The organism is Campylobacter sputorum, assembly GCF_002220775.1.
GTDB lineage: Bacteria > Campylobacterota > Campylobacteria > Campylobacterales > Campylobacteraceae > Campylobacter_F > Campylobacter_F bovis.
Genome location: NZ_CP019685.1, coordinates 14,978 through 31,131, shown reverse-complemented (window position 1 = coordinate 31,131; position 16,154 = coordinate 14,978). Strand labels below are relative to the sequence as shown.

General features: G+C 28.8%; 16 protein-coding genes and 2 pseudogenes. 3 read left to right on the top strand and 15 right to left on the bottom strand.

Translation table 11 applies throughout. From position 1 onward, the window contains the following. Positions 1–40 precede the first annotated feature (40 nt). The 15 genes and pseudogenes from CSPB_RS00170 to CSPB_RS00095 all read right to left on the bottom strand — a co-directional run bounded on the left by CSPB_RS00170 (position 41) and on the right by CSPB_RS00095 (position 14,326). On the bottom strand, positions 41–718 hold the full coding sequence (locus tag CSPB_RS00170; protein ID WP_089192683.1) for a F0F1 ATP synthase subunit A: 678 nt from the start codon (positions 716–718) through the stop codon (positions 41–43). Positions 719–1,239: 521 nt separating this feature from the next. Next, a pseudogene (locus CSPB_RS00160) lies at positions 1,240–2,391 on the bottom strand (D-serine ammonia-lyase); the annotation flags it as partial. Positions 2,392–2,518: 127 nt separating this feature from the next. Further along, the gene (locus CSPB_RS00155) at positions 2,519–3,838 is read right to left on the bottom strand and encodes a GntT/GntP/DsdX family permease (protein ID WP_089192681.1); all 1,320 of its coding nucleotides are present in this window, start codon (positions 3,836–3,838) and stop codon (positions 2,519–2,521) included. A gap of 3 nt (positions 3,839–3,841) precedes the next feature. After that, positions 3,842–4,187, bottom strand: a pseudogene (locus tag CSPB_RS00150) (RidA family protein). 128 nt (positions 4,188–4,315) lie between these two features. After that, positions 4,316–4,966: a helix-turn-helix transcriptional regulator gene (locus tag CSPB_RS00145; RefSeq protein ID WP_033917138.1), complete on the bottom strand. Its 651-nt coding sequence runs from the start codon at positions 4,964–4,966 to the stop codon at positions 4,316–4,318. Between the two features lie 83 nt (positions 4,967–5,049). Beyond that, on the bottom strand, positions 5,050–6,489 hold the full coding sequence (locus CSPB_RS00140; RefSeq protein WP_089192680.1) for a Mur ligase family protein: 1,440 nt from the start codon (positions 6,487–6,489) through the stop codon (positions 5,050–5,052). Positions 6,490–6,498: 9 nt separating this feature from the next. After that, on the bottom strand, positions 6,499–7,230 hold the full coding sequence (locus tag CSPB_RS00135) for an EstV family lipase (protein WP_089192679.1): 732 nt from the start codon (positions 7,228–7,230) through the stop codon (positions 6,499–6,501). Then, the gene (locus CSPB_RS00130) at positions 7,220–7,450 is read right to left on the bottom strand and encodes a type II toxin-antitoxin system Phd/YefM family antitoxin (protein ID WP_089192678.1); all 231 of its coding nucleotides are present in this window, start codon (positions 7,448–7,450) and stop codon (positions 7,220–7,222) included. The genes CSPB_RS00135 and CSPB_RS00130 overlap by 11 nt, the downstream gene beginning before the upstream one ends. Positions 7,451–7,510: 60 nt before the next feature. Next, entirely contained in the window at positions 7,511–8,542 is a 1,032-nt protein-coding gene (locus tag CSPB_RS00125; RefSeq protein ID WP_089192677.1) for a D-alanine--D-alanine ligase, read from the bottom strand. Then, positions 8,539–9,111, bottom strand: coding sequence for a Holliday junction branch migration protein RuvA (gene ruvA, locus CSPB_RS00120; protein ID WP_089192676.1), 573 nt, complete (start codon positions 9,109–9,111; stop codon positions 8,539–8,541). The genes CSPB_RS00125 and ruvA overlap by 4 nt, the downstream gene beginning before the upstream one ends. Then, positions 9,108–10,970, bottom strand: a complete 1,863-nt coding sequence (locus CSPB_RS00115) for a flagellar assembly protein A (protein ID WP_089192675.1) — start codon at positions 10,968–10,970, stop codon at positions 9,108–9,110. Before CSPB_RS00115 ends, ruvA begins: the two co-directional genes overlap by 4 nt. A gap of 9 nt (positions 10,971–10,979) precedes the next feature. Next, a complete protein-coding gene (locus CSPB_RS00110; protein WP_089192674.1) occupies positions 10,980–11,537 on the bottom strand; it encodes a hypothetical protein in 558 nt (185 codons plus the stop codon). A gap of 11 nt (positions 11,538–11,548) precedes the next feature. Further along, positions 11,549–12,478, bottom strand: coding sequence for an MlaD family protein (locus tag CSPB_RS00105; protein ID WP_089192673.1), 930 nt, complete (start codon positions 12,476–12,478; stop codon positions 11,549–11,551). Continuing rightward, on the bottom strand, positions 12,468–13,166 hold the full coding sequence (locus tag CSPB_RS00100) for an ABC transporter ATP-binding protein (RefSeq protein WP_089193887.1): 699 nt from the start codon (positions 13,164–13,166) through the stop codon (positions 12,468–12,470). Before CSPB_RS00100 ends, CSPB_RS00105 begins: the two co-directional genes overlap by 11 nt. 53 nt (positions 13,167–13,219) lie before the next feature. Continuing rightward, on the bottom strand, positions 13,220–14,326 hold the full coding sequence (locus tag CSPB_RS00095; RefSeq protein WP_089192672.1) for an ABC transporter permease: 1,107 nt from the start codon (positions 14,324–14,326) through the stop codon (positions 13,220–13,222). Between the two features lie 153 nt (positions 14,327–14,479). On the opposite strand from CSPB_RS00095, the gene accD reads away from it, so the two are divergent. From accD to dksA, 3 genes are read left to right on the top strand one after another with little or no spacing between them, the layout of a single operon-like run. Then, positions 14,480–15,322, top strand: coding sequence for an acetyl-CoA carboxylase, carboxyltransferase subunit beta (gene accD / locus CSPB_RS00090; protein WP_089192671.1), 843 nt, complete (start codon positions 14,480–14,482; stop codon positions 15,320–15,322). 9 nt (positions 15,323–15,331) lie between these two features. Further along, complete coding sequence (locus CSPB_RS00085; RefSeq protein WP_089181731.1) at positions 15,332–15,781, top strand: 23S rRNA (pseudouridine(1915)-N(3))-methyltransferase RlmH; 450 nt, start codon at positions 15,332–15,334, stop codon at positions 15,779–15,781. A 9-nt stretch (positions 15,782–15,790) separates the two neighbouring features. Further along, a complete protein-coding gene (dksA, locus tag CSPB_RS00080) occupies positions 15,791–16,153 on the top strand; it encodes an RNA polymerase-binding protein DksA (RefSeq protein ID WP_089181730.1) in 363 nt (120 codons plus the stop codon). The last annotated feature ends 1 nt before the right edge of the window (position 16,154 follow it).

The following is a 16,154-nucleotide window of genomic DNA, read 5'->3' as shown; positions in this document are numbered from 1 at the left end:
TTAAATTTTATAAACTACAAAGGTTTTATGCAAAATTATATTAATGTTCGTCTATGATTACCGCACTTGCTAAATAAACATGAGTAAGTGTCATAAAAATGAATGTCTGCAAAGCACCCATAAGAAATAGAAGTGTATATGGAACAATTGGAATAATCCAAGGTGCAAGTGTTAACATAACAAGCAAAAATAAATCATCACCTTTTATATTTCCAAAAAGACGGAAAGATAAGGATATAATGCGTGAAATATGAGAAATAATTTCTATAGGAAACATAAGTGGTGCAAGATATTTTGAAGGACCAGCAAAATGCCCAAAATATTTAAAAAATCCATTTGCTTTTATGCCCTCGTAATGATAGTAAAAAAATACACACAAAGCAAGAGTCAAAGTTAGATTAAGACTTGCTGTAGGGGACTCAAATCCTGGAATTATGCCAATCATATTACTAAAAAATACAACCAAGCCTATAGTTGCTACAAGAGGCAGATACTTTCTTGATAACTCTTCATTTCCAAGAGTTTCTTTTCCCATTGTGATAACAAAACCAAGGTAAGTTTCCATTAAATTTTGAAATCCTCTAGGCACTAAATGCATAGATTTTGTCGACATTCTTGCAAGAAAAACTATAATCAAAGCTACTAAACATAGGTGAAATATATAAATAAAATTGTGATCGTGTGATATAGTCCCAGCAAATAAAAACAAATCTCTCATAAAAAAACCTCTTAATAAAAAATAATAAATTTGGGCTAATTGTAGCTAAAAATTTGTTAAATTTGTTTTAAATATTATTTGATATTCTAAATTAATAACCATTAAATTAAAATATATCAAATAAAACAACCATACTTAGCCATAATATCAAAATATAAAGAATTCAAAAGTTCCATAGGTATTATTTCAGATATATTTATATAAACAATAACCCAAGCTATGATATTTGCTACTATCATAATTAGAAAGCCAATAATTGCATAATAAAAGCTAAATTTTTGTTGTTTTACTCGCAAGACTTTATTAGCTTTTATCCCTAGTATTATGGATATAACTAATAAAAGTGGTATAAATTCGCAGATGAAGTGCATAATAGTCTTGGTGAAAGTGATATAACAAAAGTGTTGTTTGAATATTTTTGTTTTACACCAAAAAAGCTTAGTGTATTTATAAAATCAAAATTTAACCTCACAAAACTCTGTTAGAGTGTTCTTAAACTCTAACAGAGAAAAATTAGGATGTTATATTAACTTTTTTGCAGCATTTATGTATTTTAGCATTTCATCATCAGGAACCATAGAACCACCAGTAATCCAAGCTATATGTGTAGCATTTTTTAACTTTTCTTTATCATATAATTTATTTATGTGATAAATTCCTTTAACACCAGCGAGTGCTGATGGTTCTAGCTTTAAATCCTCTTTTTCATAAGCTAGATACAAAAGTTTATACATTTCATCATCACTTATAGTATAAATACCCTCTAACATAGTATCCATTATTTTTCCCACTAGCGATGAAGCTCTACCAACGGCAAGCCCATCTGCTGCTGTTTTGTTATCAAGCCCTATATCAAAGACACTTATTTCATTGTGTTTTTGAGTATGCATACCAAGAAGCATACAAGGGCTGTGCGTTGGCTCTGCAAAAAAGCAGTGAGCGTATTTGCCAAATTCCTTTTTTATACCATAAGCAACACCGCCTGGTCCACCACCAACACCGCAAGGCAGATAGACAAAAAGCGGATGGTTTTCATCTATTTTTATATCTAGTGATTTTAACTGCCCAGTGAGCCTTTTGACAGCTACCGAGTATCCCAGAAACAGACTTTTTGAGTTTTCATCATCCACAAAATAACTCTGTGGATCACCTTGTGCTTCTTTTCTACCATTTGCTACTGCTATTGAGTAATCACTTTCATACTCAACCACATTAACCCCATAACTTCTTAACATCTCCTTTTTCCACTCTCTTGCATCACTTGACATATGAACACTAGCCTTAAATCCTAGTTTTGCACTCATTATACCTATACTAAGACCTAAATTTCCAGTTGAACCAACAGCGACTTTAAATTTAGATAAAAAACTTTTTATATCATCATTTGCTATCTTTGAATAATCATCATCAATTTTTAAAAGCCCTTCTTTTAGAAGTAAATTTTCGCAGTGCTGTAAGACCTCGTAAATTCCACCTCTAGCCTTTATAGATCCACTAATTGGCAAATGACTATCTAGTTTAAAATATAGTTTTCCATAAAGTTTTGTGCTATATCTTTTTTCTAACTCATCTTGTAAATCCTTAACCGCAACAAAAGGACTTTCTAAAATGCCTCTAGTTTTTTTACTTTGTGCATAAAGCTTTTCTAAAAGAGGTGCAAATCTATCAAGCCTAGCCCTTGCATCCTATATATCACTTATACTAAATTTACTATTGTCTTGGTCTGAATTTTTTGGATTTATCCACAAAAACTCAGTTTTGTTTTTTAAATTTTGCATAACATCTTGCATTCTATCCTCCTTAAAATACAAAAGATAAAATAAAGCTAACTGCTAAACCTGTAATGGATGCTATCGTAGTAGCTGTCGTAAAATACCTTAGCATTTGCGATACACTTATACCAAGATATTCTTTTACTAACCAAAATAAGCTATCTGTAACAATTGTAGCACCTATTGCACCACTGCCTACTGCTATACACATTATTTCAGGACTTATCGAGCTACTTCCAAGAAGTGGTAAGACAATACCAGCTGCACTTAGCATAGCAACAGTTGCCGAACCTATGGCTAAGTGAAGTATCAAAGCTATGAGCCAAGCTAAAAATATAGGACTTATAGGTAAAGTAGAAAGTGTGTTTTTTAGTGCTTCTCCTATACCACTGATAACTAAAATCTCATTAAAAGCTCCACCTGCACCTATAATAAGTAGTACTCCTGCAATTGGTGAAAAAGAACTTGATGTGATATCAAATATATTATCCATATTTAAATTTCTTTTTATACCCAAAGTATAATAAGCCACAAAAACAGATATCAAAAGTGCTATTATCGGGTCACCTATAAATTTTATAATCACTGATAAACTTGAACTTTGTTCCACTAACGGTAAAAAAATAGTTTTAGAAAGCATCAAAATAAGTGGCAACAATATAGTAAATAGCGATATACCAAAACTTGGCATATCTTTTATGTCATCGGTTTTAACTAGCTTAATATCGGTATTTAAAGGAAGTTTTACAAATTTCATAAAAACTACACCACCTACAAAAGCACAAATTAAACCAGTAAAAAGTCCTAACATAATTACCATACCCATATCAGCTTTAAGCGTAGAAACTATCGCGGTAGCCGCTGGATGTGGTGGAACTATACAATGAACCGTCATCAACGAAGTAGCAAGTGAGATACCTATGGTTGCAGGATTTATTTTTAATTCTTTTGCTACAACTAAAACCAACGGAACTAAAAGCACGAAACCAACTTCAACAAATACTGGAATGCCGGCTATAAAACCAACCAAAACCATTACTAAATTCACTCTTTGTTTTCCAAGTTTGTTTAGCAAAAAGTCTGCTATTACCCTAGCGCCACCTGAAATTTCTAGCATTTTACCTAAAATAGTTCCACAACCTATAATAATAGCTAAAAAACCTAGTGTAGAGCCAACGCCTTTTTCTAAACTAGCTGTTATTACATCTAGTTTTACACCAGTAACTATGGCAACAAATGCACTTGCTAAACTAAGTGTTAAAAACGCATGAATTTTTAACTTACTTATCATAAATACAATCAAAAGTATCGCTACAATAAGTGTCAAAATTAGTCCAAAATCACTCATATCTTATCCTTTATATGCAATAGCTTCTATTTCTACTAATGCGTTTTTTGGAAGTTCTTTTACCGCAAAAGCGCTTCTAGCAGGATATGGACTAGCAAAAAAAATCAGCATATACTTCATTCATTGCATCAAAATTTTTCATATCTTGCAAAAACACAGTTGTTTTAACAACACTACTTATATCCAAATTTAGAGAAGATAGTATTTTTTTGATATTAAGAAGAGAATTTCTGGTTTGGGTTTTAATATCACCGCATATATCTCCACTCTCTAGATCAACTGGAAGCTGTCCTGAGATAAAAATAAACTCACCGCAAGTTCTGTAAGAGCCGTAAGGTAACTTATGCATTTTTTCTCCTTTCTAATAAAAAATTATTATATTTGAGAAAATATAGCATAAATAATATAAATTTTTATTGAATTTTTTAAAAAATAATAAAATATTTTCTAAATTTTATATTTTTTAATATTATTTTATTATAAATTCTTTGAAGTTTGTATTTTTTGCAAATATCTATAAACACTTGGTTCTGATAAATTTAAATATTTTGCAACCACGGGAATAGCGTTTTTAATATTAAATATACCTTTTTCATAAAGCTTACTAATGCATTGTGCTTTTTGTTTTGGTTTTAAATTTTTAGTATCACTAGATTTTATTGACAAAATATTTTCTATAATCTCATCAATGCTATCGCTTAACTGTTCTACAGCATCTTCCATAAACATTTTTGGATCTAAAAATGGATTTATATTTCCAAGAGATAAAATTTCATTTACTATTTTTGCATATTTACTACCATCATAATTAATGCAAAGCATACCTTCTAATTTATCACCATTTTTTATAAAAAATGTAGAACCACTAATTCCTAAATTTAATCTAGTGGTAGCTTTATAATTAGTTAAATAATCACATTCTAAGTATCTTTTTGATTGTATTAATTCTAAAGCAAAACCTGTCATAGGAGAATTAATACTTCTTCCACTTATATGAGAATTTCTAATAGCTACAATCTTTGACCCCTCATCACTTATGTCGTGAAGAACAATTTCATAATTTTCACCTAAAATTTCGGCTAAAAAATTTACAAATTTGATATATGTATTTTTTAAATTTTTATCCATAACCAACCTTTCTTTTTAATAAAATTATATACAAACCAGTTTTAATTTAAAAAAATCAAAGCAAAATATATTTCCATGCATTTTCATATAAAACTTGGTGCGTCATTTGAGAAAAGTATCAAATCCCCTGCTCTAGTTTTTTCACCTAAAATTTGAGTTAAATCTCTTTTATCTTTTACTAAAATAAGCTTGTTTTCATCTATAATGCTTTTAAAAATTTCAGCATTTAACTCGCCTGTTATAATGACTAAATCAAAAATTTCATCTATTTTTTTAGCTAAACTTTCATTCATCTCTTTAGTAGCTTCCACAATACCTGGTGTTACGATAACCTTTCTACCATCAAAACTTCTTACTAAATCATAACTTTTGCTCATTCCTTCAAAATTTCCATTAAAACTATCATCGATGATAAATTTGCCACCAGCCTCAATTTTTTCTAACCTATGCTCTACGCTTTTTAAATTTAAAACACTATTTTGTATAGTCTTAATATCAACTTTAAGATAGTTAGCCACATTTATACAAGCTGCTAAATTTGAAGCGTTAAACTCGCCTAAAAGCTTCGTTTCAAACTCATAATCCCTAGAATTTAACTTCATTTCAAATTTGATGCCTTCTAAATTTGAAGTAATCTTACTCAAATTTTTATCATAAATTTGAGTTTTTTCATCTTCTATCTTTTGCGTAGAACTATGTACAAAAGCAACCTTTAAATTTGGTGAATTTAAAGCTTCAAGCTTAGTATTTCTTATATTTTCTATAGTTTTAAAATACTCAATGTGTTGCTTTCCTATCTCTCCAACTATGATGATACTAGGTTTTAAAAACTGCGTGATTTGGGCGATATCACCATTTTTTCTAGCACCTGCTTCAGCTATGTAAATCTCGGTCTCAGGGCTTAAATTTTCATTTATATCTTTTACTAATCCCATTAAAGTATTTACGCTTCTTGGCGTTTTATAGCATTTAAATTCGCTTTGCAAAATTTGATATAAAAAATTTTTAATGCTAGTTTTACCATAACTTGCGGTGATTTCAATGATAGTTAAATTTGGCATACTAGCTAATTTTTCACAAGCAGATTTTATAAAAAGCTTTGAGTTAAAACTCTCAAAAATAAAACTTATCAAAAAAGATATTATTAGTGGCAAAAATATCGGTAAAATCTCGACTTTTTTGATAAGAAAAATATCTATAAAAAGCGTTACTAAACACAAAATAACAAAAAATCTTTTAACTCTTGATGTAAAAACAAGCTTTTTATCAAGTTTTTTGTGCCAAAAATACAAAGTAGGGATAAAAATTATGTAAAAATACACAGCAAAATATATGAAATTTACATAACTTAAAGCATAATAAAACAAAATAGGAACTATCAAAAAGAAAAGGTGCCAAATTGGTTTTGTAAAGTGAAAAATTACTCTTTCAAATTTATAAGAAAACCATTGAAGCGTTGTAATAAGATAAAATCCAAGCAAAAGCGTAAAAAGAAAAATTGTTATAAATATAAAAACATCCATACTTTAACCCTAAAAATGACTCTGCGTGCAATCACTCAAAACTACATTATTTATAAACTCGCCATGAAGCAAAAAGAAAAAATGATCTCCACTTAACGCAAAAAGTTCACTATTTTTAATCAAAGAATTTATCCTTTCACCGCATTTTAAAGGCGTAGTTCTATCTTCTTTTCCCCAAAATATCAATGCCCTACCCTTATAAGCACCAAAATAAGGGCTATAATCCTCATCAACAACTTTTTTTAGCGTCTCATACATCTCTTTACTCATACCAGCAACATCCTTTGAAGCAAAAAGCTTGTATAAAAATCCAAATCCAAGCATCTTAAAAAACTTAAAAATAGCTATTTTTAGTCTCACAATTATTCTTTTTTTAACCACAATACCAGCGCTGCTTAATAAAACTAGAGTATTTGGGTTTAGCAAAACGCCAACTTTTCCACCAAAAGAATGTCCTACAACTATATCTTTAGTTGAGTTTATCTCTTTTAAAAATCTAGATATAATTTTTGCATAATCTTTAGTATTTATCGCTGAATGTATAGAGCTTTTGCCAAATCCAGGCAAATCTACATAAATATGTCTAAATTCGCTAAATTTAGAACCAAATGCTTTTTTCATTATTTCTTTATTAGCACCCCAGCCGTGTAAAAAAACTATATCTTTTTGATTATTTTGATTTAAAATTTCATAGCTTATGTTATATTTTTTAAAACCAAATTTTATCTCTTTAACTGCCAATTTCATCCCTTTTTCTATTAGAGTAAATTTGTTCTAGCAAAGTAACAGCATTTTGCAGTCTTTCATACTCTTTCATACTAAGAAGCACGGCTTGAAATTTGCTATTTTTTACGATAATTACTCGCCCTAATTCTCCAGTATCGACTTTTTTCATAACTGATGCAAAATTCCTTACAACTTCTGTTGCTGTGTAAATTTCATCTTTATTAAACGACGGCATAAATCAAACCTTTACATAAAATAATATGTAAAATTTAGCAATAATTTAATTAATTTATCGTTAAAGCTTACCTTTTGCAGATGTTATAGAGTTTATAAATTTATAATCTATATCTATTTGCTTACTTTTTGGAGTATTTTTTGCCAATTTTAAAATAATATCTTCAAAATCATTAAAAAGATAATTTGCCAAACTTCCAGGGTTTGGATTTATCTCATTTAGATAAATTTTACCCTCGTAATAAAAAAAGTCGCATCTTATGAGTGCACCATCAAAAGTTGTGTTATAAATCTTATCAAAAGTAGCTTGAAATTCATTTTCAAGCTCTAATGCTATATCTGCTTTTTTGCTTCTATTTTCGTTTGAAAAACTCATATACTTTTGCTCAAAATCAAGCATCTTTTCTTTTTTAGGCTCTTCGACTATGGAATGAATGATTTTATCTTCTATTTTACAACCAGCTAGATTAAACTCTCTTACATTTTCTATAAGCGGCTCAACCAATACCTCATTATCAAACTCAAAAGCCACATCCAAAGCATACTCCAAATCACTTTTATCGTGCACCATACTTACACCTATTGAACTGCCTAATCTAAGAGGTTTTAAGATTATTGGTAGCTCAAGAGTTGGCATTTCACCTCTTTTTATAACCTCGTAAGGAAGCACATTTACGCCAACTTTATTAGCATAAAGTTTTGTTAGTTCTTTACTAAAACTAAGCACACTTGCTTCTAATCTTGGTCCTATATAATCTATTTCAAAAAAGTCAAATAAAGCCGCTATTTTACCATCTTCCCCATCACATCCGTGGATTAAATTTATAACACAAGTTATATCAAGTTTTTTACCCATTATAGACTTTGTAAAAAATCCACCATTTTTTAACTCTAATTGTTTTGCCTTTTGATACTTTTTAGAACTGAAAAAATTTGCTTTCATATCTTTTTTATCTATTAGATAAAAATTTCTAAATTTATCACAAAAAATAAATTCCAAATCTGTTTTCAATACATTTTTTAAAGCTATAGCCGAAACTATACTTATCTCATGCTCATAACTAACTCCGCCAAATATCACAGCTAATCTCATTTTACGCCTTTTCCAAGTATTTGTAGTGCTTCTTTTATAATCTCACTTGTTTCCTCGCTTTTGCACTCACTTAACACTTTTGAAATTTTATCTCTTTTAAATCCAAGTGATTCAAGAGCTTGCATAGCTTCGTTTCTTGAATTGCTACTATCTTGTTCATTATCTAAAATTATTTTCGCATCGCTTAGCTCAGCGATAATTCTTCTTGCCATCTTTGGACCAATGCCAGGAACAGATCTAAATACCTCTGCATTTCCATTCATTATCGCATTAGAAAAATCACTAACATTAAGGCTAGAACAAATTGCCATAGCAGTCGCGACACCTATTCCATTTAATTTAACAAGCATTTCAAACATTTTTTGTTCGCTAATATCCAAAAAACCATATAGCAAATTTGCATCTTCTCTAATAATTTGCGTGATTAAAAGTTCTATTTTCTGATTTTTTTCCAATTTTGCGTAAGTAAACAGCGAAACAAAAATACCATAACTAACTCCACTTCCAGTTTTTAAAACTAAAAAAGTTGGTTCTTTTTTCGTTATCACACCTTCTATGGCTTTTATCATTCTTCAAAACCTTTGTAAATATAATATTCTTCATCAATCCTCTCTTCAACTTTAAAAAGCTTAATAAGGTCATTTTTTATAGTGACATAATTTAACTTTTTAGGAGGATCTATCAAAACGAATATTATATCATTCATATCTTCCCAAGTTCCTTTAATTTTTATCTGTGCCTCAAAAATTTTATTTTGAATATTTTTTAAATTTGAATGAATCGTTTCTAAAGTATAGTTTTTATCTTTATACTCTGAAATCATATCATTATAATTTTTAATCAAGGTTTTGTATTCTTTTAACTTTAGCATGAAAACTGCTGGAATTTTATTTTTTTTCTCCATCATTTTTTTGATTTGATCTTTTATTATATTAATAGATTCTTTTGAATCATTTATAGTTGTTTTAGTCTTTTTTATCTCTTTTAGAAGTTTTTCTATATCTAAATTCAGGACTTTAATTTCTGATTGATAATTAGAAATTTGATCTAAATAAGCATGAATGGCAGTTGGATCTATTATGAGTTTGTTTGAACTTCCTATATTTTGATTAATTTCTATAAGTTTTGAAGCAGTTATGGTTACATTTGAAACAAGATTGTCTATATAAATTTCCTCTCCGCTTATTTCTCCACCAAGTGCTGAACCTATATGTATGATTTTGCCAAAAACTTTACCTTTTTCAAGGCGATTTATCTCACACTCATCACACTCTAAAGTTCCTATATGAGTTGCAATTTTTGCTTTTTTCGCCTGTATAAAAGAAGTAGAGTGAGTAACTCCTCCAACTTCTACAATATTTGCTTTTATTTTTGCTTCTTGTCCAACACTACCAGAAATGATAATTTCGCTTGTTTCTATACTTATATTTGCGCCAACTGCATCTTTATTTACATCTTTTTGAGTTACATTTAATTTTACATTATTTTCAGTTCCAACACTAACTGAACCAGTATTTTTAAAACTTAAATTTGAAACCTCTAAATCTTCTTTTATATCAAATTTACCATCTTCTTCAACGACATATCCAGACTTTTTTGCGATAAATTTTATAGAGTTATCATCTTCTTGTTTTTGTATATTTTCACTAATAGATAAATTTGGATCAAATGTGCTATTTGGTGTTTTTACTTCTATTGTTTTACCAAATACATCTCTCCCGCAAATACCCATTCGCGGCTTAATATACTCTATAATTACCTCATCTTTTGAAACACCATATAAAAATCCACGCTCAGAATAATCAATATTTCCATCTTCTTTTGTATTTACAATTTTATTTTTATAATGAAAAATAAGATCATCATCTACACTTAAAACTGGTAAAACGCCTGTAGTTATAGTAAAATTATAATCTTTATCAAGAGCATTATTTTGTCTTAAATCATCGCTTATATCTTTTAGGCTTTGAGTAAGTTCTTCTTTTCTAATGCCTATTAAAATTCTACTAGTTAGTAGCTTTTTATTTATAAATTTAAGCATTTCATCGCCAAATTCATCATAATACATAAAATCAGGCATAGCCTTAACTATACATATAACTTTAGTAAAGTTTTTATTTACAGCAAGCTTTATATCTGGAAGTTTTGGATAAATATGATTTCTTTTATCATAAAAAGCGACTCTATAGGATTGATTTAATATCAAATTTTTGTCACTAAAAAATTTATTATCATCAAAAATACCAAATTTATCAGCAGTTATAGTTTTTTGCTCTAAAGTACCAAGCTTATAAACACATACAACAGAAATCAAATCATAGTCTATATTTTTTATATCAATTTCATAATTAGAACTAAGTTTTTCTAACTCTTTTTTTATATTGTTTGTCTCTATTGTAATAGGATCTAAGAATTTATCGCTTGGCAAAATAACCTCCTATAGTTTATTTTCTATATCATGCAAAATAGCATCTAAAGCTAAACTCATAGCTTCATTTATAGCAGTTATCTCGTCTTTTTTTACACTAACCTCGACTCTTTTTATATCAGAAACCAAACTTTTTGTCTCTTTATCTACAGAATATATCATTTCAAAAATAGCAACATTTCTACTTTTGTCTATTTGAAGTACCGAAATTTCTGATTTAAATATATAAGAATCATCTTTCATAACAATTTTTGGTTCTATTTTACAACTAGAATAAAATGATTTAAATACAGCTTTTCTAACCATCTCAGTAGGTAAAGCCACAAATTTAGCACCATCGAGTTTATCAAATTTATAACCATTTTTTACATTTATAAATCTAGTATCTACATCTAAAGAAGCTTTTATAAAATCTATAAAAAGCAAATGCTTATCACTACTATTTTGACACTTTTCTTTACCACTATACTCTAATACATAATACTGCTCTTTTGGTGTATTTTCACTTAGCTTTAAACTACATCCATTTAGTAAAAAAAATAAAATGGCTAAAATAATATATCTCATAATGCGTCCTTTTAGTCTTCTTTTTGAGTATTTTTAAAAAAAAATTTATATGGATCATCTTCTAATCTAAACAACATACTTTTTATCTCTCTTAATACATCTTGAAATTCTATCATAGTATTTGTAGCTTGATTTAAAGTTGGAAATGCTATGGCTCTAAGATTATAATCATCACTTTCGATACGCTGCCTAATCAAAATTTGGTTTGTATTAAGCTGTGCTAGAGTGTGATTTATATTGTAAATCAGTCTATCTATGCTATCAACGGCTTTTGTGGCTTTTGTAAAAAAGCCATTCATAGCAGAGCTTTCATTTTCAAAATTATTTGCAATCATATCTAAAGAATTTATAATAGAATTAAATTTTTCTATGTTGTCTTTACTTCCTAAATTTGATATAGAGCTATTTAAAATTGTCAAAATAGAGTTTATTTTTTTAGCATTATCATCGTTTAAAACCAAAGATATGCTATTAAATGCGTTAATTAAATTTTCATATAACATATCAGCTTTTGAAGTGATTTTATCAATAAGACCTGGTGTTAAAGCTATTACTGCTTTTTCATCATCTTTAAAACCCTCAGCTTCATCACTGCCTTTACTTATATTTATGTATGAAATTCCAGTAATCCCTTGAGATTCCACAACTGCCGTGCTATCTTTTTTTATTGGCAATCCATCATTTACAAAAACTTCTATTTCTATCGTTGCATTTTGTAAATTGCTAAAATATATTCTTTTTACAAATCCAGCAGGAACACCAATAAATTTAACTTCACTACCATCTTTTATACCATTTGGCAAAACTTGTGTTTGTATATAATATGATCTATAAACATCCTCATTTCCTCTTGCATTCATCCATAATAAAAACATAGATATGCAAAAAACACAAACAACAAAAAATACGCCGACTATTGTATAGGAATTTTTATTTTCCATAATTTTTATCCCTCATGCTAAATAAATCCTCAAGAGGATTGTTTTTTAATTCTTTAACTTCTTCTACATTACCTTCAAAAATTATTTTTTTGTTTTCTATTATCAAAAAACGATCTAATATACCAAAAATACTATCAATATCATGTGTAACCATAACAATGGTAATACCCAGACTATCTCTAAGATCGCATATTAGTTTATCAAAACCTCTTGCACTCATTGGATCAAGTCCACTATTTGGCTCATCTAAAAAAAGTATTTGTGGACTAAGAACCAAAGCTCTTGCAAGAGATGCTCTTTTTTTCATACCACCACTTAACTGGCTTGGATAAAGTGTTGCTGTTTGTTTATCAAGTCCAACTTTTTGAAGCCAAAACATAGAAATTTCATCTATAATTTTATTTGGAATTTTACTATGTTCTCTAAGCAAAACACCAATATTATCTAATACATTCATAGAAGAATAAAGTGCGCCAAACTGAAACATTACACCACATTTTAGTTTTAGTTCCATCCTGTCATTATCATCTAACGCCCATATGTCTTTATCAAAAATCTTTACAATGCCACTTTTTGGCTCTTTTAAATAAAAAAGGGTTTTCATAAGAGTTGTTTTGCCACTTCCACTTCCGCCTAAAAAACCATAAATTTCAGATTTTTTTACACTAAAATTTACGCTATCTTGCATTATTCTTTCACCATAAGCAACTGTAAGATTTTTTGCTTCTATGATATTTTCGCTCAAATTCCAAGCTCCATAAAAACGATAGCAAAAAGTGCGTCTATTGCTATTACCCAAAATATAGCATTTACAACACTTATTGTTGTAAATTTACCGACACTTTGCGTACTTCCACTTATTTCAAAACCTCTTAAACATCCTATTATGGATATAGCTGCACCAAAAAATGGTGCTTTTATCATACCTACTAGAAAATGTTTTATCTCAACCATTTCTTTAAATCTGTCTATATAGCTTGCTATAGGTATATCTAACAAAATATTACAAACAAGCATTTGACCAAAAATACTAACAGCATCAGCAAGAAAAATAACCAGAGGTGTGGCTATTATCATCGCAATAACTCTTGGAAGTGTTAAAAAATAAAATGAATCAAAGCCCATCGTTTTCATAGCATCAATTTCTTCTGTTATTTTCATAACTCCAATTTGTGCTGTAAAGCTAGACGCACTACGACCAGCTATAACAATAGCAGCAATCATTGGACCAATTTCTCTTAAAGTAAGCATTCCCATAATTTCAACTATAAGTATAGTTGCACCAAAAGTTGAAAGCATAGTTGAGCCAAGATAAACCAAAACTATGCCTATTAAAAAGCTAGTAAGACAAACAATAAACACTGAGTTTATACCAGCTGTTTTGATATGATTTGAAATTTCTGCTGATCTAAAATTTTTTATACGAAAAAAAGCTTTTATAAATTTTACAAAAAATTCGCCTAAAAAAGAACAAACCATCATAAAATCATAATAAAAATCTATCAATTTTTTTCCAAGTTTTTCAAATACACTTTCTTTTATAACTCTTGGAATATACTTAAAATCTATCTTATCATCATTTGTAAGATTAAAAATTTTATTAAATTTATCATTTGAGTTTATAATCTTAAATTTTAATCCATTTTTTTCTTGAAAAGATTTTAAAAAAATTGCCATAGAATAATCTATATTTTGTAAATTCTGCAAATCTAGGATTATATTTTTACTTTTTTTTACAATATTTTCAAAAGTAGAAAAAACTTTCTTATTTATATTATAAGTCCAATTTCCATTTAAAAATATGATGGTGCCTTCGCTACTTTTTTTATAGGATATAAAATCGTTCATTGTAAAAACAGATGCCTTGTTTGAAGTTTACTAAGTGCCAATTTTATCATATTTTGACTTTAATAATATTAAAAACTATAAATATATTTTTATAACTTGATATAAGAATTTTTTTGATATAATGAAAAAATTTAAAAAATATTGGTGATAATTATGGATTTTATTGAAATATTTTCTAAGATAAGAAGAAAACAAGCAGCTCCAAGTGATGCTCCGAGCCATTGGGTAAAATGTGATAAATGTCACTCTTTGATGTATTACAAAGAAGTTGAAAATAAATTTAATGTTTGTCCAAAATGTGGACATCATATGAGATTAAAAGCAAAAGATCGTATAAAACTTATGTGTGATGAAGATAGTTTTGTGGAATATGACAAAGATCTCTCGCCAACTGATCCACTTAAATTTGTAGATAAAAAGTCATATAAAAAAAGAATTATAGAAAATAACGAAAAAACAGGTCTTAATAGTTCTGTTATAAGCGGAGAATGCAAGATTAATGATATAGCCGCACAAATAGTCATTTTTGATTTTTCTTTTATGGGCGGATCTTTGGGATCAGTTGAAGGAGAAAAGATAACAAGAGCTATAAAACGCTGTATAGATAAAAGACAACCACTTATCATAATCTCAGCAAGCGGTGGAGCAAGAATGCAAGAAAGCACATTTGCCCTTATGCAAATGAGTAAAACAAGTGCAGCATTAAAACTACTTGATAAAGAGAAGTTGCCATACATTTCAATACTTACAGATCCAACTATGGGCGGAGTTAGTGCATCATTTGCTTGGCTTGGCGATATTATAATTGCTGAACCAGAAGCACTTATAGGTTTTGCTGGTGGAAGAGTTATAAAGCAAACTATAGGTACTGATTTGCCAGAGGGTTTTCAAACAGCTGAGTTTTTACTAGAACATGGTCTTATAGACGCTATAGTTCAAAGAAATGACCATAAAAAATTTGTAAGTGATATGTTAAAAATATTAATGAATAATTAAGAGTTAAAAGTGGAAATTTTAGTAAATTGTATTTCTAAAAGTAACGATTTTGAAGATAATATAAAAAGATACATAAAAATGTCATCAAAATATGCAAAAATTTCCCAAAATAATATTTTTAATGATAAAATCTCAAAAGCACAATCAGATGGTGTTAAAAAAGCTAGAATTGCTTATGATGAAGCTTATCAACCATATGTGTCGAATTTCAATGTCGTTTTAGATGAAAATGGCAAAATGTTAGATAGTTTAGAATTTGCTCAAATGATAAAAAATTGTACCAAAGTATCTTTTTTTATAGGTGGAGCTTATGGATTTAGCGATGAATTTAAGAAAAAAGCACAAAAACTAATTAGTTTAAGCAGATTAACTACATCGCATGGCATTGCAAAACTTATGTTATTTGAACAAATTTTTAGAGCTCTTTGTATAAATGCAGGGCATCCATATCATAAATAAAGGTAAAAAATGAACAAAAAAGATTTAGCTACTTTTAAAAAAATGCTTACTGATGAGAAAGAAAAAATCATAGAAAGCATAAACAAATCAACTGAAGAGTTAAGCGGACTTAGAGATAGCGGTGCCAGTGATGAGTTAGATGTAGCATCTATAAATACAGATCAAATAATATCTCAAGCCATCAATGAACAACAAGCTAAAAATTTAGGCGAGATAAACTGGGCTCTTAGCAAAATAGATAATGGAAAATACGGAATTTGTGAAATGTGCGATGATGAGATAAGTATTGAGAGATTAAAGATTAAGCCACATGCTAGATTTTGCATAGTATGTAGTGAAATGCTAGAAAAAATGCCAAAACGAAAAGGATAAA